General features: G+C 51.8%; 24 protein-coding genes. 10 read left to right on the forward strand and 14 right to left on the reverse strand.

Annotated features, from left to right (window positions below; genetic code table 11):
* Positions 1-124: 124 nt before the first annotated feature.
* Together JCM12308_RS23295 and JCM12308_RS23300 are read left to right on the forward strand one after the other, a co-directional pair.
* Positions 125-778: a glutathione S-transferase family protein gene (locus JCM12308_RS23295; RefSeq protein ID WP_208978892.1), complete on the forward strand. Its 654-nt coding sequence runs from the start codon at positions 125-127 to the stop codon at positions 776-778.
* An 88-nt stretch (positions 779-866) separates the two neighbouring features.
* Positions 867-1,154: a DUF1330 domain-containing protein gene (locus JCM12308_RS23300; protein ID WP_054785237.1), complete on the forward strand. Its 288-nt coding sequence runs from the start codon at positions 867-869 to the stop codon at positions 1,152-1,154.
* 12 nt (positions 1,155-1,166) lie between these two features.
* On the opposite strand, the gene JCM12308_RS23305 is transcribed toward JCM12308_RS23300, so the two are convergent.
* The 3 genes from JCM12308_RS23305 to JCM12308_RS23315 form a co-directional block, all read right to left on the reverse strand.
* Positions 1,167-1,865: a type 1 glutamine amidotransferase gene (locus JCM12308_RS23305; protein ID WP_054785238.1), complete on the reverse strand. Its 699-nt coding sequence runs from the start codon at positions 1,863-1,865 to the stop codon at positions 1,167-1,169.
* Between the two features lie 96 nt (positions 1,866-1,961).
* On the reverse strand, positions 1,962-2,786 hold the full coding sequence (locus tag JCM12308_RS23310; protein WP_054785239.1) for an amino acid ABC transporter permease: 825 nt from the start codon (positions 2,784-2,786) through the stop codon (positions 1,962-1,964).
* 168 nt (positions 2,787-2,954) lie between these two features.
* Positions 2,955-3,755, reverse strand: a complete 801-nt coding sequence (locus JCM12308_RS23315; protein WP_054785240.1) for a transporter substrate-binding domain-containing protein — start codon at positions 3,753-3,755, stop codon at positions 2,955-2,957.
* 256 nt (positions 3,756-4,011) lie between these two features.
* On the opposite strand from JCM12308_RS23315, the gene JCM12308_RS23320 reads away from it, so the two are divergent.
* From JCM12308_RS23320 to JCM12308_RS32575, 4 genes are all read left to right on the forward strand, one after another.
* A complete protein-coding gene (locus JCM12308_RS23320; RefSeq protein WP_054785241.1) occupies positions 4,012-5,196 on the forward strand; it encodes a Na/Pi symporter in 1,185 nt (394 codons plus the stop codon).
* Between the two features lie 79 nt (positions 5,197-5,275).
* A complete protein-coding gene (locus JCM12308_RS23325) occupies positions 5,276-5,899 on the forward strand; it encodes a hypothetical protein (RefSeq protein WP_054785242.1) in 624 nt (207 codons plus the stop codon).
* A gap of 125 nt (positions 5,900-6,024) precedes the next feature.
* A complete protein-coding gene (locus JCM12308_RS23330) occupies positions 6,025-6,831 on the forward strand; it encodes a DMT family transporter (protein ID WP_208978893.1) in 807 nt (268 codons plus the stop codon).
* Positions 6,831-6,965, forward strand: a complete 135-nt coding sequence (locus JCM12308_RS32575) for a hypothetical protein (protein WP_280138418.1) — start codon at positions 6,831-6,833, stop codon at positions 6,963-6,965. The genes JCM12308_RS23330 and JCM12308_RS32575 overlap by 1 nt, the downstream gene beginning before the upstream one ends.
* Before the next feature lie 48 nt (positions 6,966-7,013).
* Here JCM12308_RS32575 and JCM12308_RS23335 read toward each other — a convergent pair whose 3' ends face one another.
* A complete protein-coding gene (locus JCM12308_RS23335; protein WP_008552162.1) occupies positions 7,014-7,913 on the reverse strand; it encodes a LysR substrate-binding domain-containing protein in 900 nt (299 codons plus the stop codon).
* A gap of 194 nt (positions 7,914-8,107) precedes the next feature.
* Here JCM12308_RS23335 and JCM12308_RS23340 point away from each other — a divergent pair, with 194 nt between their 5' ends.
* On the forward strand, positions 8,108-8,431 hold the full coding sequence (locus tag JCM12308_RS23340; protein ID WP_008552145.1) for a DUF1127 domain-containing protein: 324 nt from the start codon (positions 8,108-8,110) through the stop codon (positions 8,429-8,431).
* Positions 8,432-8,662: 231 nt separating this feature from the next.
* On the opposite strand, the gene JCM12308_RS23345 is transcribed toward JCM12308_RS23340, so the two are convergent.
* The 4 genes from JCM12308_RS23345 to JCM12308_RS23360 all read right to left on the reverse strand — a co-directional run bounded on the left by JCM12308_RS23345 (position 8,663) and on the right by JCM12308_RS23360 (position 13,533).
* Positions 8,663-9,541 (reverse strand): LysR family transcriptional regulator, encoded by an 879-nt coding sequence (locus JCM12308_RS23345; protein WP_008552245.1) that lies wholly within the window; start codon positions 9,539-9,541, stop codon positions 8,663-8,665.
* Between the two features lie 598 nt (positions 9,542-10,139).
* The gene (locus tag JCM12308_RS23350; RefSeq protein WP_208978894.1) at positions 10,140-10,775 is read right to left on the reverse strand and encodes a hypothetical protein; all 636 of its coding nucleotides are present in this window, start codon (positions 10,773-10,775) and stop codon (positions 10,140-10,142) included.
* 170 nt (positions 10,776-10,945) lie between these two features.
* On the reverse strand, positions 10,946-12,781 hold the full coding sequence (locus JCM12308_RS23355) for an adenylate/guanylate cyclase domain-containing protein (RefSeq protein ID WP_054785243.1): 1,836 nt from the start codon (positions 12,779-12,781) through the stop codon (positions 10,946-10,948).
* 23 nt (positions 12,782-12,804) lie between these two features.
* Complete coding sequence (locus JCM12308_RS23360) at positions 12,805-13,533, reverse strand: 16S rRNA (uracil(1498)-N(3))-methyltransferase (protein WP_008552088.1); 729 nt, start codon at positions 13,531-13,533, stop codon at positions 12,805-12,807.
* A 195-nt stretch (positions 13,534-13,728) separates the two neighbouring features.
* On the opposite strand from JCM12308_RS23360, the gene xseA reads away from it, so the two are divergent.
* Entirely contained in the window at positions 13,729-15,261 is a 1,533-nt protein-coding gene (xseA, locus tag JCM12308_RS23365; protein ID WP_054785244.1) for an exodeoxyribonuclease VII large subunit, read from the forward strand.
* Between the two features lie 345 nt (positions 15,262-15,606).
* Here xseA and JCM12308_RS23370 read toward each other — a convergent pair whose 3' ends face one another.
* The 5 genes from JCM12308_RS23370 to JCM12308_RS23385 all read right to left on the reverse strand — a co-directional run bounded on the left by JCM12308_RS23370 (position 15,607) and on the right by JCM12308_RS23385 (position 19,794).
* Entirely contained in the window at positions 15,607-16,500 is an 894-nt protein-coding gene (locus tag JCM12308_RS23370) for a GNAT family N-acetyltransferase (RefSeq protein ID WP_054785245.1), read from the reverse strand.
* A 95-nt stretch (positions 16,501-16,595) separates the two neighbouring features.
* Positions 16,596-17,657 (reverse strand): TRAP transporter large permease, encoded by a 1,062-nt coding sequence (locus JCM12308_RS23375; protein ID WP_244272005.1) that lies wholly within the window; start codon positions 17,655-17,657, stop codon positions 16,596-16,598.
* A 41-nt stretch (positions 17,658-17,698) separates the two neighbouring features.
* Complete coding sequence (locus tag JCM12308_RS30895; protein ID WP_208978895.1) at positions 17,699-17,962, reverse strand: hypothetical protein; 264 nt, start codon at positions 17,960-17,962, stop codon at positions 17,699-17,701.
* A complete protein-coding gene (locus JCM12308_RS23380) occupies positions 17,959-18,630 on the reverse strand; it encodes a TRAP transporter small permease subunit (RefSeq protein ID WP_054785246.1) in 672 nt (223 codons plus the stop codon). Before JCM12308_RS23380 ends, JCM12308_RS30895 begins: the two co-directional genes overlap by 4 nt.
* Positions 18,631-18,774: 144 nt before the next feature.
* On the reverse strand, positions 18,775-19,794 hold the full coding sequence (locus JCM12308_RS23385) for a C4-dicarboxylate TRAP transporter substrate-binding protein (RefSeq protein ID WP_008552196.1): 1,020 nt from the start codon (positions 19,792-19,794) through the stop codon (positions 18,775-18,777).
* A gap of 451 nt (positions 19,795-20,245) precedes the next feature.
* Here JCM12308_RS23385 and JCM12308_RS23390 point away from each other — a divergent pair, with 451 nt between their 5' ends.
* Together JCM12308_RS23390 and JCM12308_RS23395 are read left to right on the forward strand one after the other, a co-directional pair.
* Positions 20,246-21,076: a universal stress protein gene (locus JCM12308_RS23390; RefSeq protein WP_008552141.1), complete on the forward strand. Its 831-nt coding sequence runs from the start codon at positions 20,246-20,248 to the stop codon at positions 21,074-21,076.
* A gap of 300 nt (positions 21,077-21,376) precedes the next feature.
* Positions 21,377-24,094 carry a bifunctional acetate--CoA ligase family protein/GNAT family N-acetyltransferase gene (locus JCM12308_RS23395; RefSeq protein WP_054785247.1) on the forward strand — a complete coding sequence of 906 codons (2,718 nt, stop codon included), beginning with the start codon at positions 21,377-21,379 and terminating at the stop codon, positions 24,092-24,094.
* Positions 24,095-24,202: 108 nt separating this feature from the next.
* On the opposite strand, the gene JCM12308_RS23400 is transcribed toward JCM12308_RS23395, so the two are convergent.
* Complete coding sequence (locus JCM12308_RS23400; protein ID WP_054785248.1) at positions 24,203-25,876, reverse strand: thiamine pyrophosphate-binding protein; 1,674 nt, start codon at positions 25,874-25,876, stop codon at positions 24,203-24,205.
* Positions 25,877-26,077 lie beyond the last annotated feature (201 nt).

A 26,077-nucleotide genomic window follows, 5' to 3' on the forward strand; every position in this document is an offset into this window, starting at 1 on the left:
CCATTGATCCCCAAAACCTGCGCGGGCTTCACCTTTTCTACAATCCTTATTCCAACTGCGCACAGCGTGTGATGTTGCTGCTGGCGGAAAAAGGCATCGAAGCTGAGATGCATTTTGTCGACTGATGCGAAGTGAGCAGCTGACGCCAGAGTATCACGCAATCAATCCCGACGCTGCCGTGCCTGCTCTGGTGCATGATGGCGTCGCGATGAACGAATCCATCGACATCCTTCAATATCTGGAGGAACTGTATCCGGCACCCTCCTTCACACCTTCAGATCTCGCTCAAAAAGCTCAGATGGAGGCTTTGCTGGAAAGTGCTGAGGCTTCGCATATGAGCATGGTGGTGAACTATGTTTACTCCTGCGGTTATGGTCGATTGCCAACCCCACGCGACGCTCAGTTTTACAAGGATCATGTTCCCCATCGTGCGCAGTTTCATGCAGACAGATTTGCAGGCCGAACTGCCAATAATCCAGAGGGAGCGAAGCGGATCGTTTTTGAGCAGTTTTCAGAGTTAGAGCGTTTGCTTGAGACGCAGGAGTGGCTGGTCGGTGACCAGTATTCACTGGCAGATATTGCGTGGTTCCCAAACACGATCATCCTTCGCCAGCTGGGCTACTCCTTCGTATCTCTGCCACGGGTGAATGATTGGATTAGCCGGATTGAAGCGCGAGAGGCCTACAAGACCGGCATCCGATCTCGCTTCATGAAAGTACCTAACTGGGTGATCAGGCTCACTACGAGACTGCTGAGACAATTGGGTGGGCGGCGATAGCGTGACGCAAGGAATCCTGCGAACAGCTCACTTGTAAGAGGAGTGAGCCGGATACACACTCACGGTGTATTTGAAAGGGTTTCTCTCAATGTCTGTTTTGAACTTTTCTTACGCCACGATCAAAGATATGGGCCAGTTTCAGCGTTATGTGCAGGCTGCTGCGGCACTGATGGAAGAGGCTGGCGTAGAAGTTATTGTACGCGGCACATTCTCACAAACCAAACGAGGTGATGAGTTGTTGCCGCACATTGCAGCTGTGTTTCGCTACAAAGACCTTCAGAGCCTCGAAGAGTTTTATACTTCCGAGGCCTACAAAAGGATCATCCCACTGCGCGATGAGGCCTGTGAGATGACCATTCAGGTTTATGAAGAATAACGGGTGATAGAGCTAGAGCAGATCAATCCAGCGGCGGGAGATTTCCAAGCCAAGGGCGTCTGCTTTCGGGCCGTGTTTTGGCCCCTGCTCTTCCAGAATTTCCTTCCAGTGTGGCACCAGCTCATTGATTGGACCATGGAAGCAACCGTTCCAGTGGTTGACCTGATCAACGGAGCACTCAAAGTGGAACTGGAACGCGTAGGTGGCGCGGCCCATTTTGAAGGCCTGATTTGGCGTCATCTCGCTGGATGCCAGATGTATTGCACCTTCTGGCAGAGTGTAAGTGTCTGTGTGCAGAATGAAAATATGGTCACCTTGCTCAAATGCTGAGGTTACCGGATCCTGCTTGCCTGCCTCTGAGAGTTGCAAAGGCAACCATCCCGCTTCGACCGGATTACCGAGGATGTTCTCTCCCCCAAATGCGCGGGCAATGAGCTGGCTGCCGAGGCAAATGCCCATCACAGGCTTATCGGCTTTGTGGAATGCCAAAATGGTGTTGCAGACATCTTTAAGGAACGGGAACTCCTCATCAGCTCGCGCGTGCTGCAAGCCGCCCAGAACAACCAGACCGCTGAACTTGGAGATATCTGAAGGAAGCGGATCATTTTCTGCCATGACACGCAGATCAATCGGCATCTTTGCTTCATCCAGAGCCTGACCAAGCAGGCCGAGCGTTACGTTTTCGCAGTTTTCAATAACGAGAACTGTCATTCCAAATCCCTGTTATGTGCAGCTGCGCTATGGGGTTTAGCGTGCTGCAATTATCGTTTTCTATGAAATCTGATCCCGCCCTTTTGCGGAGCAGATCTAAGCTTCGTTTTCAAAGGCCCGCTTCATGCGTCTTTCCAGACCGCGGACCACTAGAGACAGTGAGACTGTCATGATGAGGTAGAGGTAGGCAACCACGTTGTAGGTTTCGAAGAACTGGAACGTGGAGGCGGAATAGATCTTACCGAGCTGGGTGATGTCCTGCACACCCAGAACAGAAACAAGAGCGCTTTCCTTGATGAGGGCGATGAAGTCATTGCCAAGTGGCGGAAGGATGTTCTTGAACGCTTGCGGCCAGATGATGAAGCGGAAGGTGTGCCATCTGGACAGGCCAAGTGCACGGCCTGCTTCCAGCTGTCCCTCATCCACGCTTTCGATACCAGCCCGGAAAATCTCTGCAATGAATGCGGAGTAGCCAAGAGAGAGCGCGATGATCGCACGCCACATCATAGAAAGGTCACGAACGCGGAGTTTGTCGATGATTTCCAGGTCGATCAGAGGTGACATGATCCAGTTGTAGGCAGCGACCATCTGCGGTGCGCCGACAAAAGCGATGTAGAACAGCAGCACCAACATGGGAACACCGCGCATGATCTCCGTATAAAACGAGCACATCTCACGGATAATGCGATGCTTGGAGCCACGCCCTATGGCAATGAAGAGCCCGAAAATGCTGGCAATGAAGAAAGAAACGAACGTCACAAAGAGCGTGATGCCAACGCCTTTGAAGAGGGTCATGAAGATTTGGCGATAATCACCGTTTGCAGCGATGAGCCAGAGGAAGAAAACAGCAAGAACAAAAGATGCGAGCAACCACCAAGGAAGCTTGTCCAACCGGGACGTTTTGGCAGAACGCTTGCCCATCGCGTTTCCTTCAAATCTGTTTGGGTTTCCTGATGAGGTGCAGAAGCCCTGAATGACGCCCTTAGGGCTGTTTATCTGGCCTATCCGAAATCCAGTTTCCTGCTTTTGGGATAAGCCACAAAATGAAATGGCGGGCACCGTGCACCCGCCAAACCAACTAAACTCTTGTTAGTTCTTGGACTTATAGTCGAAGAACCATTTCTGGTTCAAGGCATCAATGGTGCCGTCTTCACGCATTGAGCTGAGTGCTGCGTTGATTGGCTCGCGCAGATCAGAACCCGGAGTCAGAATGAAGCCGAAGTCCTCAGAACCGATTGGACCACCAACCACTTTAAAGCTGTCTGGGGATGCACCCATGTAACCAGCAGCAGCAGTTGCATCCATCAGCACCATGTCTACGTCTTCTGCGCGCAGGGCCTGAACAGACGCGCCAAAGGTTTCAAACAGCTGGATGCGCTTGTTGTTTTCGTCGCCATCGAGCACCGAGTATACGGCAGTGTAGAAGTTCGTGGTGCCCGGCTGTGCGCCAACCAACAGGCCTGGGTCATCTGCAAAGGCTTTTGGATTGTCGAAGCGGTCTTCATCAGCCCGCACCAACATGAACATCTCGGAGGTCATGTAAGGATCGGAGAAGTCGATCTGCTTTTCACGCTCTTCGTTGATGGTGATGCCATCCATGCCCACATCAAACTGCCCCTGACGTACAGCTTCAATCATGCTGTCCCAGGAGGCCAGACGCCAATCCACCTTCATGTTGAGGCGCTTTGCGATTTCGTTGAAAGCATCATATTCCCAACCGATGCCTTCACCGGTTTTTGGGTCTGCAAAGTTCAAAGGTGTATACGCATTCTCGGTCACTGCAACAACGGTGCGGCCCTTCAGATCTGGCAGGTCCGCTGCGGAAGTTGCAGCTCCAAAGCCGACAGAAAGAGCAAGGGTTGCGATTGCTAGTTTAAATTTCTTCATCATCGGGTATGTCCCCTCCAAGGAAAATCTGGCCACCACGTAGAAAAATCTGGCAGAATCACACCCGGCGGATGTTGACAGCTAGCCGATCTGTGAGCAATAGGATGCGGGTGATTGACCTGTAAAATGCCGTAGTTGGCTTGATTATTTACTCTGCAAATGCAGAGGTGGTCAACGAAAGCCTTGGTGATTTCCTAGGCTGAGCGATTTGATGTTAGAAGATACGGCTAAATGTCGTGGTGAACTTTTATAGACGGATATGTCGGTGCAAAAAGATCCCCTGAACAACGACGAGCCTTATCTTGAGGATGAGCATCACATGCCGTTGGGCATAAGTTTGCTCAACTGGATCTCTGTCGGATTCCTGATTTATTTTCTTCTTTGCGCTGTTGGCCTTATTGAAGCCGGCTTTATTGCCATTGGGCACCAGACTGCAGAGCAGATCTTCTCCTATGCGACCAACCCGATTGCGGGAGTTCTTGTCGGTATCCTCACCACATCGCTGGTGCAAAGCTCTTCCGTCACCACATCCATCTTGGTTGGTCTGGTTGCAGCAGGATTGCCGATTTCGATTGCAGTGCCGATTGTGATCGGTGCTAACTTCGGAACCACTCTCACCAACACATTTGTAAGCCTGGGATATGCTCGCGATCGTGTGGATTTCCGGCGCGCCTTTAGTGCTGCGACAGTGCATGATGCGTTCAATCTGATTTGTCTGCTGATCTTTCTGCCGCTGGAGATTGCCTTTGGCTTCTTGCAGACCATCGCTATGTGGGTGGGGGACTTCTTCACAGCGCTTGACCCAGCAGACAAACTGATCACAGCCAACTTCAACTTCATCAACTACCTCACAGGACCACTCATCCAAGAGATAGAAGGACTGGCTGCTGGTCTGTCCCAGCCTTGGAACGGGCTGGTTACTGCGGCGATTGGCTTTGTGATGATCATCATCAGCATCACCTTTGTGAGCCAGTTGCTGAAGCTTCTGCTTGCTGGTCATGCGCGCCGCCTTGCAGAAAAGATGACGTCTGCAGCGCCATCCTCCGGCATCTTCACGGGCCTTGTGGCGACCCTGTTGCTGCAGTCATCGTCAGCCACGACAAGTCTGGTCGTGCCACTGGCTGGCTCAGGCGTTTTGACCACCAGACAGGTTTATCCGTTTACGCTTGGTGCGAACATTGGCACCTGTTTGACGGCTATTTTGGCGGCCTTTGCAGTCACAGGGCAGCGCGAGCTGGCGTTTGAGATTGCTATTGTGCATCTGGTTTACAACGTGCTCGGCGTGCTGCTGATCTACTGCGTGCCGTTTATGCGATATCTGCCTGTTCAGCTTGCTGAGTTCGTGGGTGATCTCGGCGCACGTCGGTTTGTGGTTGCGGCCAGCTACGTTGTTGGCATCTTCTTTCTGGTCCCTGCCCTTGGCATTTTCCTATTGAGCAGATAGGCTAAAGCCTTCTTCCCTATCGCGGCTTGTTTCTCATTTTGTTGCTCGCCGCTCTCAGTTTGCTTGATTGAGTATGCCCATGCCTTTGCAAAACCGTGTTGCTCCCGATGGAGAGCTGTGTGCTGTCTCTGCCCGTGGCATGTTCATGGGCAATCGAGGGGGCCGTATTCATGATCCAGAGACGCAAAAGCTGACCGGGCGAACGCATGCTTCCCGTCGGTGGCTGTGTTGTTCCACGACCTATAAGGACTGGCACCGAGATGTCTGGGGCAAGTTTTATACGGAGCTGTTTTTCTTCGATGAGGTGACTGCACTGGCTGCTGGTCACAGACCTTGCTTCTTTTGCCGGAAAGAAGATGCGAAGCGTTTTGCTGATAATTGGATGCATTGTGAGGGACTAGAAAAACCACCCAGCTCAGATGAGATGGACAAGGTTCTGCACGAGCAACGCTGCGGACACAAAAAGTCTCCCGCTTCATTGCCAGTGATCAACCCTCATGAGGATTGGCCTGATGGAACAGTGGTTCAGGTAGCAGATACGTTTTTGGCACTGAAAGAAGGCAGATGGTGGAGTTGGAGCTTTGAAGGTTATACGCCGGTTTCCAACACTTTGCCTGATCAAGTAACGCTGGTGACGCCGCCGCAGATCATAAAGATCCTGAGGGATGGTTACGCACCGAAGTGGGGTGCGTTTAATACGTAATCCTGACAGATAGACGCACGACCCATTCGTTTTTCAAATGATTTGATGACGTTTATTCATTTGTTTCATTTCGTCATTTCATGCAGGAAGTTGCTTGGAATACTTTAGATTAGCAGGAATATTTCATGACGAGCGCGAGCGATATTGATGCAGGCGCAGTAATTTCACAACAGCCTCAATCACTTAGCATGTTTGATTTCTTCCTATACGGAACAACCGTGTTTGCGTGGGGATTTAGCTGGTACGCCCTGAAGTTGCAGGCTGTGATCACGCCAGAAATTGCATTGTTCTGGCGGTTTTTGTTTGCAACGTTCTTGATGTGGGGTTGGGCCAAGCTGGGCGGACATAAGCTGCTATTTCCACTTCGCGCTCACCTCAGCTTCGCAGCGCTTGGCTTATTACTGTTCTCAACCAACTTCCTGCTGTTCTACCATGGCTCCAGAGAGCTGCCTTCCGGTTTACTCTCCGTGGTGTTCTCACTCGCCTCAGTGTTCAACATTGTACTTGGGTTTGTCCTGTTCAGGCAGAAAGTCAGCCGGGCCCTTGTTGTCGGAGCTGTTCTTGGTTTCTCCGGCATCTGCTTGATGTTCTATCAAGAGATTGCTGGAAGCACCTGGAACCTCGCAGCTCTTGGCGGTCTTGGGCTTTGTGCGCTGGGAACACTGAGCTTCTGTTTTGGTAACATCGTTTCAGCCCGCGCGACCGCGCAGAAGATCTCTGTCATCTCTGCCAGTGCCTGGGGCATGGTCTACGGCACCATATTGCTGGGTGCAAATGGGCTGATGCAGGGTGCCAGCTTTGACGTTCCCTTTACACCAGAGTTTATCTGGAGCTTCCTTTATATGGTGGTCATCGGCTCTATCGTGGCGTTTGGTGCTTATCTGACGCTGCTGGGCCGTATTGGTTCTGCGCGTGCAGCTACGCCACTGTGATGTTCCCGATTGTAGCTCTTGGTGTCTCCACCGCAATGGAAGGTTACACCTGGACGATCACATCCATTCTCGGCCTACTGTTTGCTCTTGGTGGCAACTGGATCGTGTTGAGCCGTTCTGCCCAAAAAAAATAAGCCCAGTGCTCGACGCACCGGGCCAGAAACTATCTCGCACGAAGCCGCTTATTCGGCGGCTTCTGCATCCATCCCATTGTATTCCATCGTGACATTGCCGATAGACGCAACGATGTGGTGACACAGCGCATCGTGCACGGGCTCAATTGCCATTTGCGACCTAATGATTGTGATATCACAGGGAGGAAGTGGCGGAAGGCCTTCTTTTTCTCCCAGAATGCGCTGCCCCTGACGCAAAGCACTGGCTGGCAAGATTGCAATTGCCAATCCTGCATTCACCGCGCCTGCCAGAGCTGCGGCGCTGGCACTGGTGTAAACGACCTGATGCTGGATGTTCAGATGATCCAGCGCGGCGACGCCAGCCTGTCTCCATGAACAGGTCGTCGGACCGACAGCAAGGCGTAGTGGGCGTTGGTCATAGACGATGTGTTCGCGCGATCCGACCCATTGCAGGGGTTCGCGGCGCACGATCTGTCCCGGCACGCTGGTGCAGTCACCACTGGTGACGATTCCCACGTCCAGCTCACCCTTTTGGATTCGTCGGCCAATCTCGTTGGAACTGGAACATTCCACATCAAGATTGATACAAGGGTTCAACCGGTTAAATGCAGCAAGTACTTGTGGCAACAGTCTTTCTGCGTAGTCATCGGGCAGTCCGAGTCGAATGCGTCCGGCGATCTCTGGTTCATGGAACGCAGAGAGCGTTTCGTCATTCAAAGCAACCATGCGCCTTGCATATTCGACGAGACGTCTTCCATGTTCAGTTATCCTAGAGTTACGTCCGTCTTTCACAAATATTGGTTGTCCAATACGTTCCTCAAGCTTCTTCATTTGCATGGAAACGGCGGACTGGGTTTTGTGAACAGCATCACCGGCTTTGGTAAAGCTTCCCAACTCTGCAACGGCGAGAAATGTTCTTAGCTGATCGACATCGATCGAATAAGGCATGGGCTCCCTCCCACTTGATCCCGATCAATCAATCACGATCTTGAATGGATTTCAATCGAAAACATTCTCTTGTCGAGTTACAACTTTTCGGTGATATTTGACGCATCGAACGACACAGTTCCCTTAGTTTATAACCCCCTATACCAATTCCAATGGATAGCCAGAGCAGCTTATCCAAACGGGAGAGTAGTATCATGACGCTTGCATTCCCTACCCCTTCTGAATATCGCAACCCAAATCGCGCTAATGCAGGCACCTTTGAACCGCTAACGCTTGCGCACACTCTGCATGTGCTGGCAGCCCTTCCAATGAAGCTTTGGAAGCACTACCAAGACCGCCGTGCCATGATTGAGCTGACACGTCTTGAAGATCGTATGCTGGATGATATCGGCATCACTCGGGACGACGTTTACAGCGCGCTTGCTGCTGGCGATGGCAAAGATCCTAGTTTTCACCTGCGCATCCGTGCAAGTGAACGCCGCTGCGCCGAAATTGAAAAGCGCCGTCAACGCGCATAAGGCAGTTTGTCCTTAAGCAGGACGTCTCCAATTGCCTTTGTTTCTTCTGAGCATGTTCTTTTCCGATAACCCGCGACTACCTTCGGGAGCATGCTTTGAAATTGTGGGAGCCTCTATTGGCGGTTCTACCCCTATTTGAACCGCTAAAAAATCATCACCCACATATCAAAAGGGCCTGCATTACGCAGGCCCTCTTTTTTGTTCTTCAGCATGTGAGTCTAGAAAACTGTCTCAAGCAGATGCTGCTGTTTTTTCAAATGACTTTGCCAGATGATCGCTCAAAGCATTTGCCGCTTTGAAGTGGCTTTCCTTACCGCGCACCAGCTTTACAACATAGTTTGGCAGTTTTGGCAGGCCTTCCAGTTCCAGCAAACCAGCGTCGGAGCTGACCAGAGATGAGCGCGGCTGGATGGTGATTGCCATGCCACTTGCTGCTGTCATCTCAACAAGACCGGGATTGCTTGAGCTGTACTGAATACGGAATGCACGATCATCGTCTTCAAGCGCCTCTACAGCTGCTTTGCGAATCCGGCATTGCTCCAGTCCCACTGCCAATGGCAGTTCCTTTTCGCTGGCCAGCTTGAAATTGCTGCCAGCTGCCCAAACAAGACGCTCGCTGGAAAGAACGCTTCCCTCAGCATTTTCGGCTTCATCGGCAAGGCTGCCGATAATCGCGAGATCCAGTTCACCAGCTTCGAGAGCTTTGCGCAGATCTGCTGCAGGTGCGCAGACGATGGATGCTTCCGCTTTCGGGTTGTTCTTCGAAAACTCAAAGATGATTTTCGCGGTTCTGGTTTCATCGATGCCTTCCGCAAGGCCAAGACGAACTTTACCGGTCACTTCCCGCTCCGAGAACATAGCTAATGTCTCGTCATTCAGGCGAAGCATCTGACGCGCGTGACGAAGCAACAGCTCGCCATCTTCAGTCAGTTTTGAATGCCGCCCTTCCCGTCGGAAGATGGTGCGTTCAAGCTTGTCTTCCATGCGGCGCATCTGCATGGAAATTGCTGATTGCGTTTTATCGAGTTCTTCTGCTGCTCTTGTGAAACTCCCAGTATCCGCAATCATAACCAGAGTTCGCAGAGAATCTAAGTCTAGTAGTGCTGTCATGTCCCCAATCCATAACAATTTGATATGAATATACAGAATTATGGAGGAAAGAAAACCGAGAGCAGGAACATATTACTTTATTTTCGCAGTCATTTCGCGCTTTTCTGGTGTTTACAGCAATTCATCACAATAATTAATATAATGAAATTGACACTTATATTGGATTAGACTCTCGAAAGAATCCAACAGTTCAAATAAAAAACTAGGTAGCGAAGCGCGAATAGAGTCCTGCCATATAATTCGGCTAGTAATTCTCATGATAATGGAGAGTTATGCTAGATCTATTCATGCAAAGTGATGATCAGGTGGACGATTAGGCTAACTTTGAACTCTTGGTCGGAACGGAAACGGAGATAATTGCAGCAAACAACTTTCTCAATTCGTGACTTTCATCACAAAAAGTTATCCTCAGATATCTGTGAGAAATTGTTACCTATGAGACAGCGTCGGCCAGAAAACACTGCAATATTGCTGCCATGCTTCTCCCTGAGCCTGCTGCATCTTAGCCAATCCCTCTGATAGGTTGGCATATGCGATTCCTTCTTCATTGACTGGCGTGGAGTGTGCTGGCGAGTTCCATTTGTCCGTGACGAAGGCTCTACTGTTCTTTTAGCCTGTGCTTTTTTCGGAGCAGGTTTTTCAGGATCAATACTCGGCTTTGGCGGTTCAGGAACGGTGCCTGAAGAGCTTTGCTCCATAGATCCATCATTGGATTCTCAAAGGGCATCATTTGAGACCAGAAGGCTTCGCGGGCATCCAGAATTGGATTGCGAGCGGCTTCTGTATCCTGATGTAGTTCCGGGCACCCCTTTGCAAAGCCTTGTAAGAATGCTTCCATCATGGTGCGTTGCGGACCAACAAGATAGTTCTTCAGCATGTTTCCCTGAGAGAGCATCATCAGGATTGGCATCAGCTCCATCCAACTCTCCATGTTCATGGCATCTTTACGCTTAAAGTGACGCTGCATGGCCGAGGCAATGTTTTTATCGCCTGCGAACATGCTCATAAACTCGGAGAACATCGCCTGCTGCGGCATGGCAGTCATCCCCTGCCATTTGCTCGGATCAGCCCAATTCATGAATGGAAGTTCAGCTTCACCAGATGATTTGGCTCCCGACTTTTCGGAGGCCTTCTTCTCAGGCTGCATAAAAGGCATGAAGCCGTGACTGGTTTCGCAATAGTCTTTATAAGCCTTTGCGTAGTTCTGACTGAGCATTTCCATAAGGGAAAACATATTGTTATTGGACTGTTGTAACATGAGGTTTTCCCCTCGCAAGCTTCTCAAGGCTATTTAATCACCCAACAGACGTAACGTCAGTTCCCTAATTTTGGATGTAGTATTCTGCAAATATTATGTCTAAGAGACGAAATTTGATTGAATTGGGTTCAATAGTGATGCCTGCCCTAAACAATCCGGTAGACATCAACCGCAGCTTCGCGACCGCGTAGCTGATAATCTCCTAAGTGCACGGTATGAGATTTGTCTGTGAGATGCTCCACAGTGGCACTGCTGGCCAGCGCAATCACACGTGCTTCCGGGTCCACTTGCTTGCCAAGCTCCTGGAGGCGAGCTGCCACATTCACGGCATCTCCAACGACTGTGTAGTTCATACGCTCGATGGCTCCGATGTTACCTACGACAACCGTTCCGGTATGAACACCAATGCGAAGTCTCGGCTTTTCGATTGCTCCTTCTTCATTTTCGAGCTCGACTGCAAGCCTCTCAGCGATCAGATGCACCGCTTCTATTGCCGCTTCAGCATGGTTCTCCATCGTTTCAGGTGCACCCCAGAAAGCCATACAGCCATCTCCGATATACTTGTCGATGGTTCCGTGGGTCTGGCTAATGCAATCAGCGAGTTCCTGAAAGTGTGTATTGAGCAGAGCAGTTGTCTCTTCCGCGGTCAACTTTGATGCAACACCTGTGAAGCCGGCGATGTCGGAAAAAAGTATAGTCATCTCACGCAGTTCGGTGCTGTTAAGACCTTCAAACTCTCGCTCCAGAAGTACCCGCACGAGGTCTTTCGGCACATACCTGGAAAATGCACTCAGCGCGACCCCAGCAGAGTTAAAGGCTTGGTTAGCCTGATCGATCTCTTTCAGTCGTGATCTGGGAAGCGCGCACAAACCTTCCATATGTAACTTGCGAATGGCATTTGCCTGCACGCCGAGGGCAATGAATGGGTTTGCCAGCTTACGGCCAATCAAAAACATCACCAGAACACCAACCGCAAGAAATGCCGTAGCAGCAACAAAGATTTTGTGCAGATTATTAAAGGGTACGCTAAACTCTGAAGCCAGCACATAGCTACCAATGATAATCGGGAAGCGGTTTCCATTCCTCAGATCATCATAGAGATAGAGGTAAGTCCCATGGACGGTTGTGTCGATGTGCGCTTCATAGGTCGTATTGAGCGACCTGCGCTGCGCATTGTGACCCCAAATATCGCTGAGCGGTGTGTTACTCAGGTCTGATATCAATGGTATGGGTTTTGCCACACTAGGCTTGAACTCGAAAAATGCTTCTTCTGAGCTCGCTAGAACCTGATCTCGTCCATAGAGGATGAAAGGGACTTGAGAGGCTCGCCACTTTATGCGCGCCATCAATTGTCCAAGCAGTGCAGTTGGGTAATCCAATGTGAGCTTGGAGATGGTGTTGTCAATTGGATTGCGGATGTAGATGGCGAACTGCATGAAGGTTTCGCCGAGACTCTCATCATAATATGGAGGAGCCCACCTGTGATGGCCAACTTCCATATCCTGCTCGCTGGGGGGGATGACCATTTTCTCACGAACAGGCTGGTTCGCATGATCCAGCTGTACTGTAATCCGTCGGCCAGTTGGGAATGTATAGGAAATCCGCTTGATGTTGGTTTGACGAGATAGGATGGAGATCAACTGTTCTCTCAAAGCCATCGGTGCGTCATAGATCAACGGGTCTGACAGGACTTCCGCTGCCAGTAACCCCATACGCTCTTCGTTGCGGAAAAAGTCTTCCACCACCTCAAGACCGCGCTCCACAATAAGCGCGCCAGTTTCGCGCATAATCGCAGTGGTTTGCTTGTTGGTCGCATCCGACACATACAAGAGCATGGAGCCGCCGATTAAGGCCAGCAGCATGGCTGCGCCTATGCTAAAGACAGCGGAGATAGACAGGCGCCATCTTTTCTTGCTCTTTTTCGCAGAGCGATCTGATTGGGGCTGCTTTTGAGCGTCAGCAGTCTTGTTGTTCAGGTCCATGCAGGCCTCCGTTTGAAGGTAGCTTAGAACCAATCTCCCAATTTTGCCTGAACAACGGCCAAAGCCGCGACGGCAGCTGTATCTGCCCTCAAAATTCGGGGGCCGAGCGGAATAGCATGCACGAAGGGTTTGCTATGGAGCAGCGCCCGCTCTTCCTCAGAGAACCCGCCTTCCGGCCCAATCAGCACAGCCAGAGGCGCTTTTGGTACATCTTTCAGAGCTTCCAGAGGATTATGAGTGCCGTGCCCTTCATCGCAGAAGATGATTTGACGATCGCCTTCCTCTTGTTCCCATGTGGAGAGCAGTTTCTTGATCTGAACCGGTTCCAACACGGAGGGTACAGAAAGCACGCCACACTGTTCGCAAGCTTCGAGCGCGTTGGACTCCATACGTTCCAGTTTGATCTTTGGGTTTTGGGTGAACTGGGTGATCACCGGACGCAAACGCCCTGCTCCCATTTCAACGGCTTTCTGAACCATGTAGTCCAGCCGTGCCAACTTCAGCGGTGCAAACAGGTAGTCGAGATCCGGTGTCGGCGTTTGTTCACGTAGTTGCTCGGTGACGATCAGTTCGCAAGACTTACGGCCAGTTGGTAGAATCTGAGCACGCCACTCACCATGCTTGCCGTTGAAGACGAGCACCTCACCGCCCTCCTTCATGCGCAGAACATTTAGGAGATAGTTGGCCTGGGCGCGATCTGCCTCCAAATGAAGGCCCGCGCGTAGTTCTTGATCGACAAATAAGCGTTGCATGCGAAACTCATAGCGTGACATGGGGGCACCATATGCCAAGCTCACCATAGATACCACGTTGCGCTTAAAGATTTGCTGGTGAGAACTTAATGTCTCAACAGATGGAAGCGGTTCTCACGGTTCCCCTTTGCAATTGTCGCGGTCTACACTAAGAGGGAATGGATTAATTTTTCCGCATATGAAAGAAGCCTGACCTTGTCTGAACGCTCCAACATTGCTGAGTATACCGTCTCCGAGATTTCCGGTGATATCAAACGCGAGCTTGAGGACAAGTTTGGCTATATCCGTGTGCGAGGCGAGCTGGGCCGTGTGAGCAGGCCAGCATCCGGGCATATCTATCTGGATGTTAAAGACGATAAGGCCGTCCTTTCCGGTATTATCTGGCGTGGCAATGCCTCACGTCTCAAAGTACAGCCCGAGCAAGGACTTGAAGTGATCGCAACCGGTAAGATCACCACCTTCCCTGGTCAGTCCAAATACCAGATGGTGATTGATAGCCTTGAGCCTGCTGGTGCCGGTGCACTGATGGCCTTGCTTGAGGAACGCAAGCGCAAGCTGGCTGCAGAAGGTCTGTTCGCAGAAGAACGCAAAGTTGCGCTGCCGCGTATGCCGCGCGTGATTGGCGTTGTTACGTCACCGACTGGTGCCGTTATTCGCGATATTCTGCACCGTATCAGCGACCGTTTCCCTCTGCATGTACTGGTTTGGCCAGTACGTGTGCAGGGCGAGACTTGTGGCGCAGAAGTGGCTGCTGGTATTCGCGGATTTAACGCTTTGGAAGCTGGCGGCGCTATCCCGCGCCCTGATGTTTTGATCGTTGCCCGTGGTGGTGGTTCTATTGAAGACCTTTGGGGCTTCAATGACGAAGCAGTGGTTCGGGCAGCGGCAGACTCTCAGATCCCATTGATCTCAGCAGTCGGTCACGAAACTGACTGGACACTGATTGATCTGGCTGCTGATGTGCGTGCACCAACACCGACAGGTGCTGCTGAGTTTGCAGTGCCTGTGAAAGCCGAAATGACCGCTCAGGTGGATGACCTTTCGCGCCGCCTATCAACTGGCCTGCTGAGATTGGTACAGTCGCGCCGGACAGAGCTGCGGGCCGCCAGTGCTGCGTTGCCAGCTCCACGCGATCTACTTGCACTGCCTCGTCAACGTTTTGATATGGTGGCTGGCCGTCTTGAGCACGGACTTAAGATGAACACGCAGATACACCGGAACTCTCTGACGGCTGTTTCTTCCGGTTTGCGTCCGATTACGCTGGAACGTCAGGTTGCTCAGGGCCGTGAACGACTGCAAGTGCTGAAGGTTCGCGCGGCAACAGCCTTCTCCAATCAGGTTCAGCGACAACGTCTTCGTCTCAGCAACTCAGCTGGACTGCTCGGTTCTTTGAGTTATGAGCGCGTAATTGAGCGTGGCTATGCGGTGGTTCGTGATGAGAACGGTATTCCGCTGGCTAGTGCTCAGGCTGTGCAGGCTGGTCAAGCTCTGAAGCTGGAGATGAAAGGTGGAACAGTGGGTGCCGTTGCTGACGGTGGCGGCGTTACGCCAACACCTCCGCGAGTAGCAATCCCTACACCAACAGAAGCTGCTGAGCCTTCAGCACCGACCTCACCTCCAAAGAGTTTGGAGGAGCATATGGCTCAGACAAAAGCAAAGCAGGCCAAAAAACCAGCACGCAAGAAGAAAAATTTAGTTGATCCCGATGCGCAGGGCAGCTTGTTTTAGAAGGACCTGCGGAGGAATACCCTCCATATCCTCATTATTGCGAGATTAAAAGATCAGGGCTATATTGAGGAAGAGAAAGGGAGCCAATGCCCCCTTTCCCGATGGCTTATTTTAGAATTGCACGGAACCAGAGGACCAGTCTGTTCCGTGCTTTTTCTATTTTGAACCTGAGTTCAAGCTTCATCCATCTACCACCTCCTTCACCAGGCGTTGCTACGATCGGAGTGCCTAACTTCTCCGATTGCGTGGACTGGCTCACGCTGCTGCTTTGCAAAGAAGGTGGGTTTCTGGATGCTATCGACCCTTGGCAGAAATCTCTATCCGAGAGACTTGGGGGCTAAATTGCTAAGCAGAGGTAGGCTCCTTGCTCATCTCAACCGCATCTTTCAGCAAGGCGATATGGAAACTGCCGTTTTCCTTGAAACCAATAGCTTCATATGCTTTTGCGGCGGCTGGATGATCCGTGAACAAGACTGACTTTTGCACTCCACTAGCTCTAGCAGCGTTAAGTGTGAGGGCAACTGTGATGCGGGCGTAGCCGTTGTTACGGTGTTCTGGCGGTGTCCAAACTGGACCGACCTGAACGATTTCAGGCAATGTTGCGTTGAAACCACTGAGAGAGACTGGTTCACCATCATTCAACAGTACCCATGCAAAGTCACCTTCCTGCATTTGACTGACACGATTTCGGATATGCTCATCGTGTTCCGCACTCGGCTCACCGCCGAATGCCTCAAGCTCGTAGGCTTTGAGCCAATCGAATAGGAGCTGAATGTCCGCTGCTGATGTTGGGATGAGCTTAAATTTGTCAGCGAGTGCCTTATCTGGCAGCTGAAGATCTTCCAAAGCCAGCTGATAGAGGCCTTCGCTGCGATTGGTGTTATAGGCCTCATTGGGAAGATCAAGCTGGTCCAGCACATAGAGTGTCTGCTCACCTTCTCCCACCATCCCAGCAATTGGCCGATTGGCATTTTTCAGGAAGTACGTTGTTAACGCAGCAAGCGCAGCCTGTTCAGGCGCCTGCACCATCAGATTTCCGTTCCAGAAATGTGCAATAACGCCTTTGACTTCACCCTTATCATCGAAAGCAGCCCAATACTCTCCCGAGTAAAGTTCACCTGTATAGTTCAGGCCTGATTTATCGATGTTGTTGAGCAGAAACATGGAGCTGTAGGCGTGGTTCATAAGGAACTGCCAAGTAGCTTCTTTGTGTTCATTAGATAATTTTTCGATTTTCATGGCAATTCTCTTTGTTGGAAATCACGAAGTATGGCGCAGTAAAAAACCCCGGTCCACTGACCGGGGTTTTCCATTATCTCAACTGATCGTCCGCATTACATCAAGGATGGCAGGAACGTGATAATTGCCGGGAAGGCTACCAGCACGGCCACAGTCAGGACATCAGCCACAAAGAACGGGGTTGCTCCGCGGAAAACTTCCTGAACCGGTATGTCCGGACGAACACCCGAGACCACAAAGCAGTTCAAGCCAATAGGCGGTGTGATCAGACAAAGCTCCGCCATTTTCACCACGATGATGCCGAACCAGATCGCACACGCTGCACCAGACATGCCGAGCGTGCTTTCTGCAGCGCTGACATCCAGACCACCATTGAGTGCCATGATCGCTGGGAAGACCACTGGCAGGGTCAAAACCAGCATACCAATCGCATCCATGAACATGCCGAGCACTGCATACCCAAGCAGGATGCAGACGATGATCATCATTGGTGGATAATCCAGCGAGACGATGAACTCACGGAATGCATCTGGCAGCCCCGCGAAACCGAGGAAACGCACGTAGACCAGCACACCCCAGATGAGAGTAAAGATCATCACTGTCAGCTTGGCTGTTTCATGAAGAGCCAGGAAAAGCTGCTTGGTGCGCATGCCTTTGTAAAAGGCTGTCAGCAGCACAACAAACGCACCACAAGCACCCGCTTCTGTTGGCGTGGCAAAGCCGAAGTAGAGGCTACAGAAGATAATGAGGATCACGCCGATGATCGGGAAAGTTCCCGGCACAGACTCGAAACGCTCTTTCCAACTGTAACCACCAATGGCTGGAGCACCGCCCTGCCAAGCAGCAATGACGTAGATGATCGCGGCGTAGATAAGGACGGAAACAACACCCGGCAAGAAACCAGCCATAAGCAGCTTGCCGACGCTCTCTTCCACTAGAATGGCGTAGATCACGAGGATTGCGCTTGGCGGGATGAGGGAAGCCAGCGTACCACCAGCCGCAACAACAGCTGCTGAGAGGCGTTTGGAATAACCTGCGGCCAGCATTTCCGGGATTGCTACGCGGGCAAACACCGCAGACGTTGCAGTTGAAGCACCGGATACAGCGGCGAAACCTGCTGTTGCGAAAACCGTACCGATCGCCATGCCACCCGGCAACCAGCCGAGCCAGCGTTTGGATGCCTCGAACAGGTGTTTGGTCAGGCCCGCATAGTAGCAAGGAAGCCGATCAGAATGAAGGTTGGCAGCACGGACAAGGCGTAGGTGACTGACTTGGAATGTGGGATTGTGCCGGCCATTTTGGCAGCGGTCATGACACCACGTTCGAAGCCCAGACGCATGGAGAAAATCGCAATCATTCCAACAATGCCGACGAAGGCGGCAGCGAAAGCCACACGAACACCGATGATAACGAGGAGCAGGAGCACCCCGGTCATGATGAGGCCGATATCAAACGGGGTCATGACGCACCTCCTGCCGCAGGTGTTCGCATTTCTGGCGCTTCTTCTCCATTTTCTGCAGAGTGGAAGGTTTCTTCAATTTCAGCCTGCGCATGAGCAGCGGCATCCATCACATGCGGCAGATCCAGCACGGACGCATTTGGATTGATGATCAGGCGGCTATACCCGAAGAGCTGCAGAACGAGGCGCAGCCAAAGCAATGAGAGCGCAATAGGCACCGCCAGTTTGGATGGCCATGTTGGAATGGAGATATCCATGGTGCTGTCGCCGAAGGTCCATGCACGATCGAAGTGCAAGTATGAGCCATAAATCAACACGGAAATCACAAGAAGAATTGCAAAGACGCCAAGGAACTCAGCGATCCATTGAGCACGCCCTTTAAACACACCGATCACCAGTTCCATCCGGATGTGGCCACCAACACGCTGACAGTAAGCAATGCCCATGAACGCGAACACGGCCATGGCTTGTTCAGTAATATCAATAAAACCGGGCACGGGCTGGTTGAACAGGTTACGTCCAACGACCTGAACAACTGCCAGCAACATCAAGATGAGGATAGATGTGGCTGCGATGAGGTTGAACAGGTTCTCGATTTTTCCCAGCGCACCATTAAAGCGGAGATAGGCCATATCCGATGCTGGATATGTGGGGCCGTTTGGTTTGGACATGTTATCAGCCCGACTTTAAGAGAAATGTTGCGCCCTGCTCTAAAGCGGTACGTTTGAGCAGGCTCTTAAGCAAACCTCCGACAAGCGATGCCTATCGGAATAAAGAAAGGCGCATCTGAATGAGATGCGCCTTTGCAAAAGCAATTACTTGCCAGCGATTGTGTTCTGTACAAGTGTGAGCAGTTCAGCTGCTGGGAGACCCTTTGCAGACATGTCTTCAACCCACTTGTCCCAGATTGGCTTACCAGCAACAGCCTTGAAGCCTTCAAGCTCTTCCTCAGAGAAAGAGATCTGCTTTACACCATTTGCTTCCAGAGCCGGGTAGAACTTGTCGTAGACCTTTGCGTAGGTGTCCAGGTAATGCTGAACAGCTGGTGCAACGCTTTCGTCCAGAGCTTTCTGGAACTCTGGTGAGAGCATGTCATAGGCATCTGTGCTGACAACAACCGGGCAGCTCACGGTGCCTGGGTTCAGGTTGTTGGTCCACCAGCTGCCAGCTTCAATGGTTTTGAATGCCAGATGCGCGTGTGGAGCGAAAGCAACGGCCTGCACAGTGCCAGAATCGATTGCCTGATAGGCTTCAGAAGCTGTCACAGTGGTTGGAACTGCGCCAATGGTCTTCATCGCGTTGCCAACGCCGCCAAGAGCACGCACACGCATGCCTTCAAAATCAGCCAGCTTTGCAGGTGCATCACCTTTACCCAGCAGGTTGTACTGCGGCATTGGGGATGGCATCAGCAGCTTTGCGTTCCAGCGACCGAGGTCTTTCTGAACTGCTGGGTGATTGTAGAGCGCGAAGTCTACCTTCACCTGAGTTTCCAGATCCGGCACACCAAGGAATGGCAGGTCAGTTGTGGTCAGAGTTGGGTTTTTGTCCGCATGGTAGGATGCGCAGAACTGAGCCATCTCAAACGCTCCGATGGAGATACCATCAAGGTTTTCGCGAGACTTGGACAGAGCTCCACCGTAGTGCAGTTTGATTTCGAACTTACCGTTCGTACGCGCAGCTACTTCTTCAGACAGCTTCTCGACGTGCTCGGTGAATGCACGGCGTTTGCCCCACAAAGATACATTCCAAGTCACATCAGCAGCCAGAGCTTCGCCCACGAATGCGGAGCCCATTGTTGCGGCGAGTGCAGCGGTCGCAACCTTAAGATTTTTCATTTATCAACTCCCGAAAATTATTTTGGCCGTCCTTGCAAAACACGCAATTTCAGCCCCTCCCTAAATTCCGTCGCATATAGAAATATCACAATTTTCTCAGTAATAAACCTTAGTAGTTCGAAGGTTTAGTGAATATTCACATGCCCCTAGGTTCGGTTCTTCAACTTATCTTTGCAGGGCGCAAGTGTATAAAATATCTGCTTTTTATGCAGCCTGTCAGTTCTTCTTTGCCTAAAGTATAAAGACTTTAAGTATACCTATTCGGGTCGAAACTGCGCTACCTTACACTCCCTTACTTTCAATAATAGTGAAACTGCATTATTTTTCAAAACCTTATCCCAATGTTTAAGGTTGACAAGGATCAAAGCAGAGACTGCAATGCTGACCTAATATTTCAGGCGAGGGACAACCTCCCGTACCGCTAAGAAATAGAGGGCAAGGAGACAGGCTTATGGCAATCAAGGACATTCTTACCATTACAGATCTGAACGGCGATCAAACAGCTTCTAAAGTTGCTGTCGAGTTCGCACGTCAGGCTGGCGCACATGCGACGGGGCTTGCGCTGGCATTTGAGCCAATTGTACCAGGCTTCCTGGCTGCACCAATGCCAACCGACTATTTACAGGTTGCTAAAAACCAGGCCATCGATGCTGCTAAGACTTCTACCGAGAAGTTTAAAGGCTATGCAGAACTCGCTGGTATCTCTACCGAAACCCGTGTGGAAGAGATCGTGACCGGTGGCAGCCTCGAATCCATTATGGGTCATTGCCGCTTGAGCGACATGGTTGTGATTGGTCAGGACAATCCTGAAGCACCAGAACCAATGCGCGAAATGCTGATCGAAGGCCTGCTGTTCGAATCCGGTGTACCAACATTGATCGTGCCATTCATCTCCAAAGGTGACTTCACTCCTAAGAAAGTCGTCGTTGCATGGGATGGTAGTGCAACAGCAGCACGCGCAGTGCACGCAGCGCTTCCAATTCTGGAAATGGCTGAGCAAGTGACAATCGTGATCGTTAACAAAGGTCTGCCACTTGAAGGTGAGCCAGGTTCTGACATTGCAACGTACCTTGCACGCCATGATCTGGAGATCAACGTTGACGTGATCAACAACCCACCAATCGGTGTTGGTGATGCGCTTCTCAATTACGTCTCTGAAAACGCAGTTGATCTGCTGGTGATGGGTGGTTACGGCCACAGCCGTATGCGTGAGTATCTCGTAGGTGGAGCAACCCGCGACATTCTCCATTCCATGACCATTCCAGTTCTGATGGCTCACTAATCTTATCGGGAGCTATGTTCCCATTACGCCTCCTGATCCTTGCCTTATGAAACGGAGAGAGGTGTCGCCTTGCTGTCGCACCTCTCTTCTATTTTGAGGATCATGTTATCAGTTCACCATCTGTGAACGGGAATCAGCCTCAATGAAACCAACGGAAACAGCACCCTAAGCAGTTTGTATTTGTCTGGATCGCTCAGACTGCTTTGGCTTTTGTTTTTGCCGCGTATTCTACCCGGAAACCGGTGCCCACATTTCGGGAGTACGCTTTAAAACTCGAGTGAGTTTGACGGGAAGTGCGCTATGACGATCTGCAATCTTGAGGGCCTGACCTCTCCACGCTCCATTGCCATTGTTGGCCCGAACAGCAAGCAGGAGGTGATCCTGCAACGTTTGATCGACAGCATCGTGAGCAGTGGTTTTAGCGGACCCAAGACGTTTGTCGGGTTACCAGATGCATCAGCAGACGGCTTTAAAGGCATTGCTTCAATTGCAGAGGTCGAGAGCAAAGCTGATCTGGCGATTTTGCTTGGCGATCACACAACAGCGGCAGAAGATATCAAGCAGCTTGGAGAGCAAGGCACACGGGCGGTTGTTATTCCAGCGAGTGGTTTTGATAGTTGGCGGGATGAACACCTTGATGCGCTTTTGAAAGCTGCACACCCATTCAACATTCGCATTCTTGGACCGGGTAGCCTCGGGATAGCCTCCCCGCACTCCAAGCTCTCAACACTGTTGACCAGCGAGCAGGCCCTGAAGGGAGAGCTGGCGCTGATTTCCCGTTCCGGCACCATCTTCAACACAACGCTTGCCTGGGCCAAGGCCAACTCTATCGGGTTCTCCGGCGTGGTTTCTCTTGGGCGCCGTTTGGATGTAGATGTCTCGGATCTGCTGGACTGGTACGCACAGGATTACCGGACCAAGGCGATCCTTGTGCATTTGGAGACTATTGCAAACCCGCGCAAGTTTATGTCGGCGGCTCGCGCAGCGGCGCGTTCCAAGCCTGTGATTGTGATCCGTAGTGGTGCGAGCCGTGACCAGCATATCTCCGGCACAGCACATTCCAGCCGCTTAGCAACGCGCGATTCCGTTTATGATGCGGCACTACAGCGTGCAGGCGTGCTGCGTGTTTATGATCTTGATGAGATGTTTGAGGCGGCTGAGACGATTACCCGTGTCGCTCCGTCTGCTGGACGACGTCTTTCCATCATCGCGAACGGTCGTAGTCTGGCGACACTTGCCGCTGACCGTCTTGCCAAAGTAGGCGGTAAGCTGGCCCCTATCAGTGAAGAGACCAAAGAGAAGCTGGTCTCGCTTACACGTACAGATGCACGCGCAGACAACCCGATGGTTTTGCAAGAGGCTGCAAGCCCTGAAGAGTTTAAAGAGGGCATCAGTGCTCTGCTGAAAGACCCGAACTCCGATGGTGTTCTTGCCATTGCTGCACCGACTGCATTTGAGGACTTTACTGAAATCGCAAAAGCACTGGCGGAAGCAGGCAAGGAAGATCGCAAGCGGCTTGGCAAACATCAAGCCTTTGTGACGACGCTTGCTGGCGGGGCAAACATTCCGCGTCAAGTTCTGGATGAAGCGCGGGTGCCGTGTTACCCAAGCCCATCCGGCGCGATCCGGTCCTTCATGCACCTTGTTCGCTACAAAGAAGCAAAAGACCACCTTTCAGCCGTGCCGGACAGCCTGCCCAGTGACTACAAGCCGAACTTAAGACTTGCGAAAGAGACGATCCGCGTGGCGCTGGAGAATGGCCAGAAGTGGCTCACGCCTTTGCAGACACGCGAGTTGCTGCGGGCTTACTCCGTCAATCAAGTAGAGCTGCATCTGGTCAAGACCGTTGAGGAAGCCGCCAAGGTGGCTGAGGTTCTGTTTGATAAGCACAACCAACTTGTGCTGAAAGTCAGCAGCCCTGATCTGACCTTCAAATCCGATGTGGGCGGAGTGCATCTCGGCGTGGATAGCGTCGAAGGAGTGAAAGCAACCTTTGAGAAGATCCTTGGCAATGTGAAGCACTCTTATCCTGAAGCCGAGATTACAGGTGTCGAAATCCAGCCTATGGTGACCCGTCGGTTTGGTCTGGAGACATATGCAGGCCTTGCAGATGATCCGGTGTTTGGGCCGGTTGTTGTTTTCGGTAAGGGTGGAACTTCCGTTGAAGTGGTGGGCGACCGCGCCATTGATCTGGTGCCGATTGATCTCAACCTTGCCAAGGCGATGGTTTCGCGCACCAGCACCTCCAAACTGCTGAAAGGCTTCCGCAACAGACCATCTGCCAATGTGTCTGAGGTGGAGCATCTTTTGGTGAAGCTCTCTCAGATCGCAGTTGATTTCCCAGAGGTTCGCGAGCTGGATCTTAATCCGGTTGTTGTCGACGAGAACGGCATCGTGGTTCTGGATGCCCGCGTGGCGATCAGCTCTCCGGCAAAACGCCCGGGAAGGCAAGGTGCATCTCGCCTTTCCATTGTGCCCTACCCTGTTGAGTGGGAGCACACGCACAAGCTTAAAGATGGTAAGACTGTTCTTATCCGGCCAATCCGGCCTGAAGATCAGGGCAAACTGAAGAGCTTCTTTGAAAAGGTTTCCGTTGAAGATCTGCGCTTGCGTTTCTTTGCACCGGTCAAGGAGTTCTCACATACATTCCTCGCCCGCCTTGTTCAGCTGGACTATGCGCGCGCGATGGCGTTTGCGGCGATTGATCCGGAGACTGGCAATATTTTGGGCGTGGTTCGATTACATGCCAACCCTGACCACACTGAAGGCGAGTATGCGGTGATGGTTCAGTCCAACCTGAAAGGTATGGGACTCGGCTGGGTGCTAATGAAGCTGATTATTCGCTATGCGAAGGTGGATGGTATCCAGACAGTCAAAGGGGAAGTGCTGCGCGAGAACACCACCATGCTGGATATGTGCCGCAGCCTCGGTTTCCGCGTAAAGCGCTCCCCGGATGATGATGCGCTTTCAGACGTCATTTTGGACGTGACCGCCCTTGATCGGGAGACGATGAGCTAAAGCTGTAATGTGAACAGCTTTAGCTTTTGAAATTGCGTATCTTTATCCGAAAACCGGTTTCCACTTTTCGGAGATACGCAGTAAACCATCGCCTCCGCAATGTCTGGCTTAACTCGCCGCCATAGAGGCTTCGCGGATTTCTGTCAGCGAGCGGATTGGCGTGATTGCTTCCGGATCCAGATGCAGGTGCAGCAGGGCTGGCTTGCCGCTTGCTTTCGCTGCTTCAAATGCAGGACCGAACTCATCTGCTGTTTTCACTGTGCTGGAGTGGTAGCCATAGGCCTTTGCCACATCAGCGAAATTTGGATTTTGCAGAGTGGTTGCGCTGATACGGCCCGGATACTCTCGTTCCTGATGCATGCGAATGGTGCCGTAGATGCCGTTGTCGACAACCACAACCATGATGTTGGCCTCTTCCTGTGCTGCGGTTGCTAGCTCCTGAATGGTCATCTGCAGGCAGCCGTCACCGGCAAAACAAACAACATCGCGTTCCGGGAACTTCAGCTTGGCTGCAACAGCCGCTGGCAGGCCATAGCCCATGGAACCACAAGTTGGCGCGAGCTGGGTGTTGTATTTACGGAAGCGGTGGAAGCGGTGCACCCATGTGGCGTAGTTGCCAGCACCGTTGGCGAAGATGGTGGTGTCGTCGAGGTTGTTCTCAATCCACTCCATCACTTCCGCCATCTGCAAGTCACCAGCCACTTTTGGCCGCGCACCTGACCATGCAAGATAATCTGCATGAGCCTCTTCAACCTGTGCTTTCCAGCCCGACTGCTGTTTCAAATCCAACTTTGACAGCACTTCACAGAAGCCAGCCGGACTTGCATTGATGCCCAGCGTTGGCAGATACATGCGACCAAGTTCTTCTGCACCCGGATGGATGTGCACCACCTTTTGCGCTGGAACAGGGATGTTCAGCATGGAGTAGGACTGACTTGGCATTTCGGAGAGGATGTCTCCAAGCAACACGACAAGGTCAGAGTTTTCGATGCGCGCTTTGAGTTTTGGGTTGATACCGATGCCGACATCGCCCGCATAACATGCATGGCCATTATCAAACAGCATCTGACGGCGGAAGGATGCGCCAACCGGCAGGCTGTTCTTCTCAGCAAAGGCTCTGAAGGTGTCGCAGGTTTCTTCTGACCAGCGGGAGCCACCTAGAATGAAGAATGGGCGTTCAGCACCTTCCAGCAGCTCGCGGAACTCTTCCATCTGATGTTGAGATGGGTGCGTTTCGATTGGGCGCATGGCTGGAACGCTCTGCGCTTCTGCCAGTTCAATCAGCATATCTTCCGGCAAAGCCAGAACCACGGGGCCCGGACGGCCAGACGTGGCGACGTGGTAGGCACGAGAGATCATTTCAGGAATGCGGTCTGGCTGATCAATCTCGGCAACCCATTTGGCGATGCTGCCAAACATCTGACGGTAGTTGACCTCCTGGAAGGCATCACGCTCACGCATGTCACGTGCGATCTGCCCCACGAACAGGATCATCGGCGTGGAGTCTTGCTGAGCCACATGAACACCTGCAGAAGCATTGGTAGCGCCCGGACCGCGGGTTACCATGCAGATACCCGGCTTACCGGTCATTTTGCCCCAAGCCTCAGCCATCATGGCCGCGCCGCCTTCCTGACGGCACAGGGTTACTGGAATGGAGGCATCGTACAGCGCATCCAGAACTGCAAGATAACTCTCACCCGGCACACAGAAGACACGCTCTGCGCCCTGATCTTCCAGCGCATCTACGATTAACTGACCACCGGTCCGCTTTGTCTGGCTCATCCCTCACTCCAGTCGTAATTTGATTGGGGCGAAGATACGCGGAATATGCGCTCGTGAAAATCTGCAGTATTTCCCTTTATTATTCCGAGACGGAATGAACTGGGCAAATCACAGTGAGAATGATGAAGCCTGCATGACAGATTGAGTAGTTTATTGAGTTACCCTTGCTTTTCACTTTCACAAAAGATCCATAGCCCTAGA

This window comes from Pseudovibrio denitrificans JCM 12308 (assembly GCF_001310815.1).
Taxonomy (GTDB): domain Bacteria; phylum Pseudomonadota; class Alphaproteobacteria; order Rhizobiales; family Stappiaceae; genus Pseudovibrio; species Pseudovibrio denitrificans.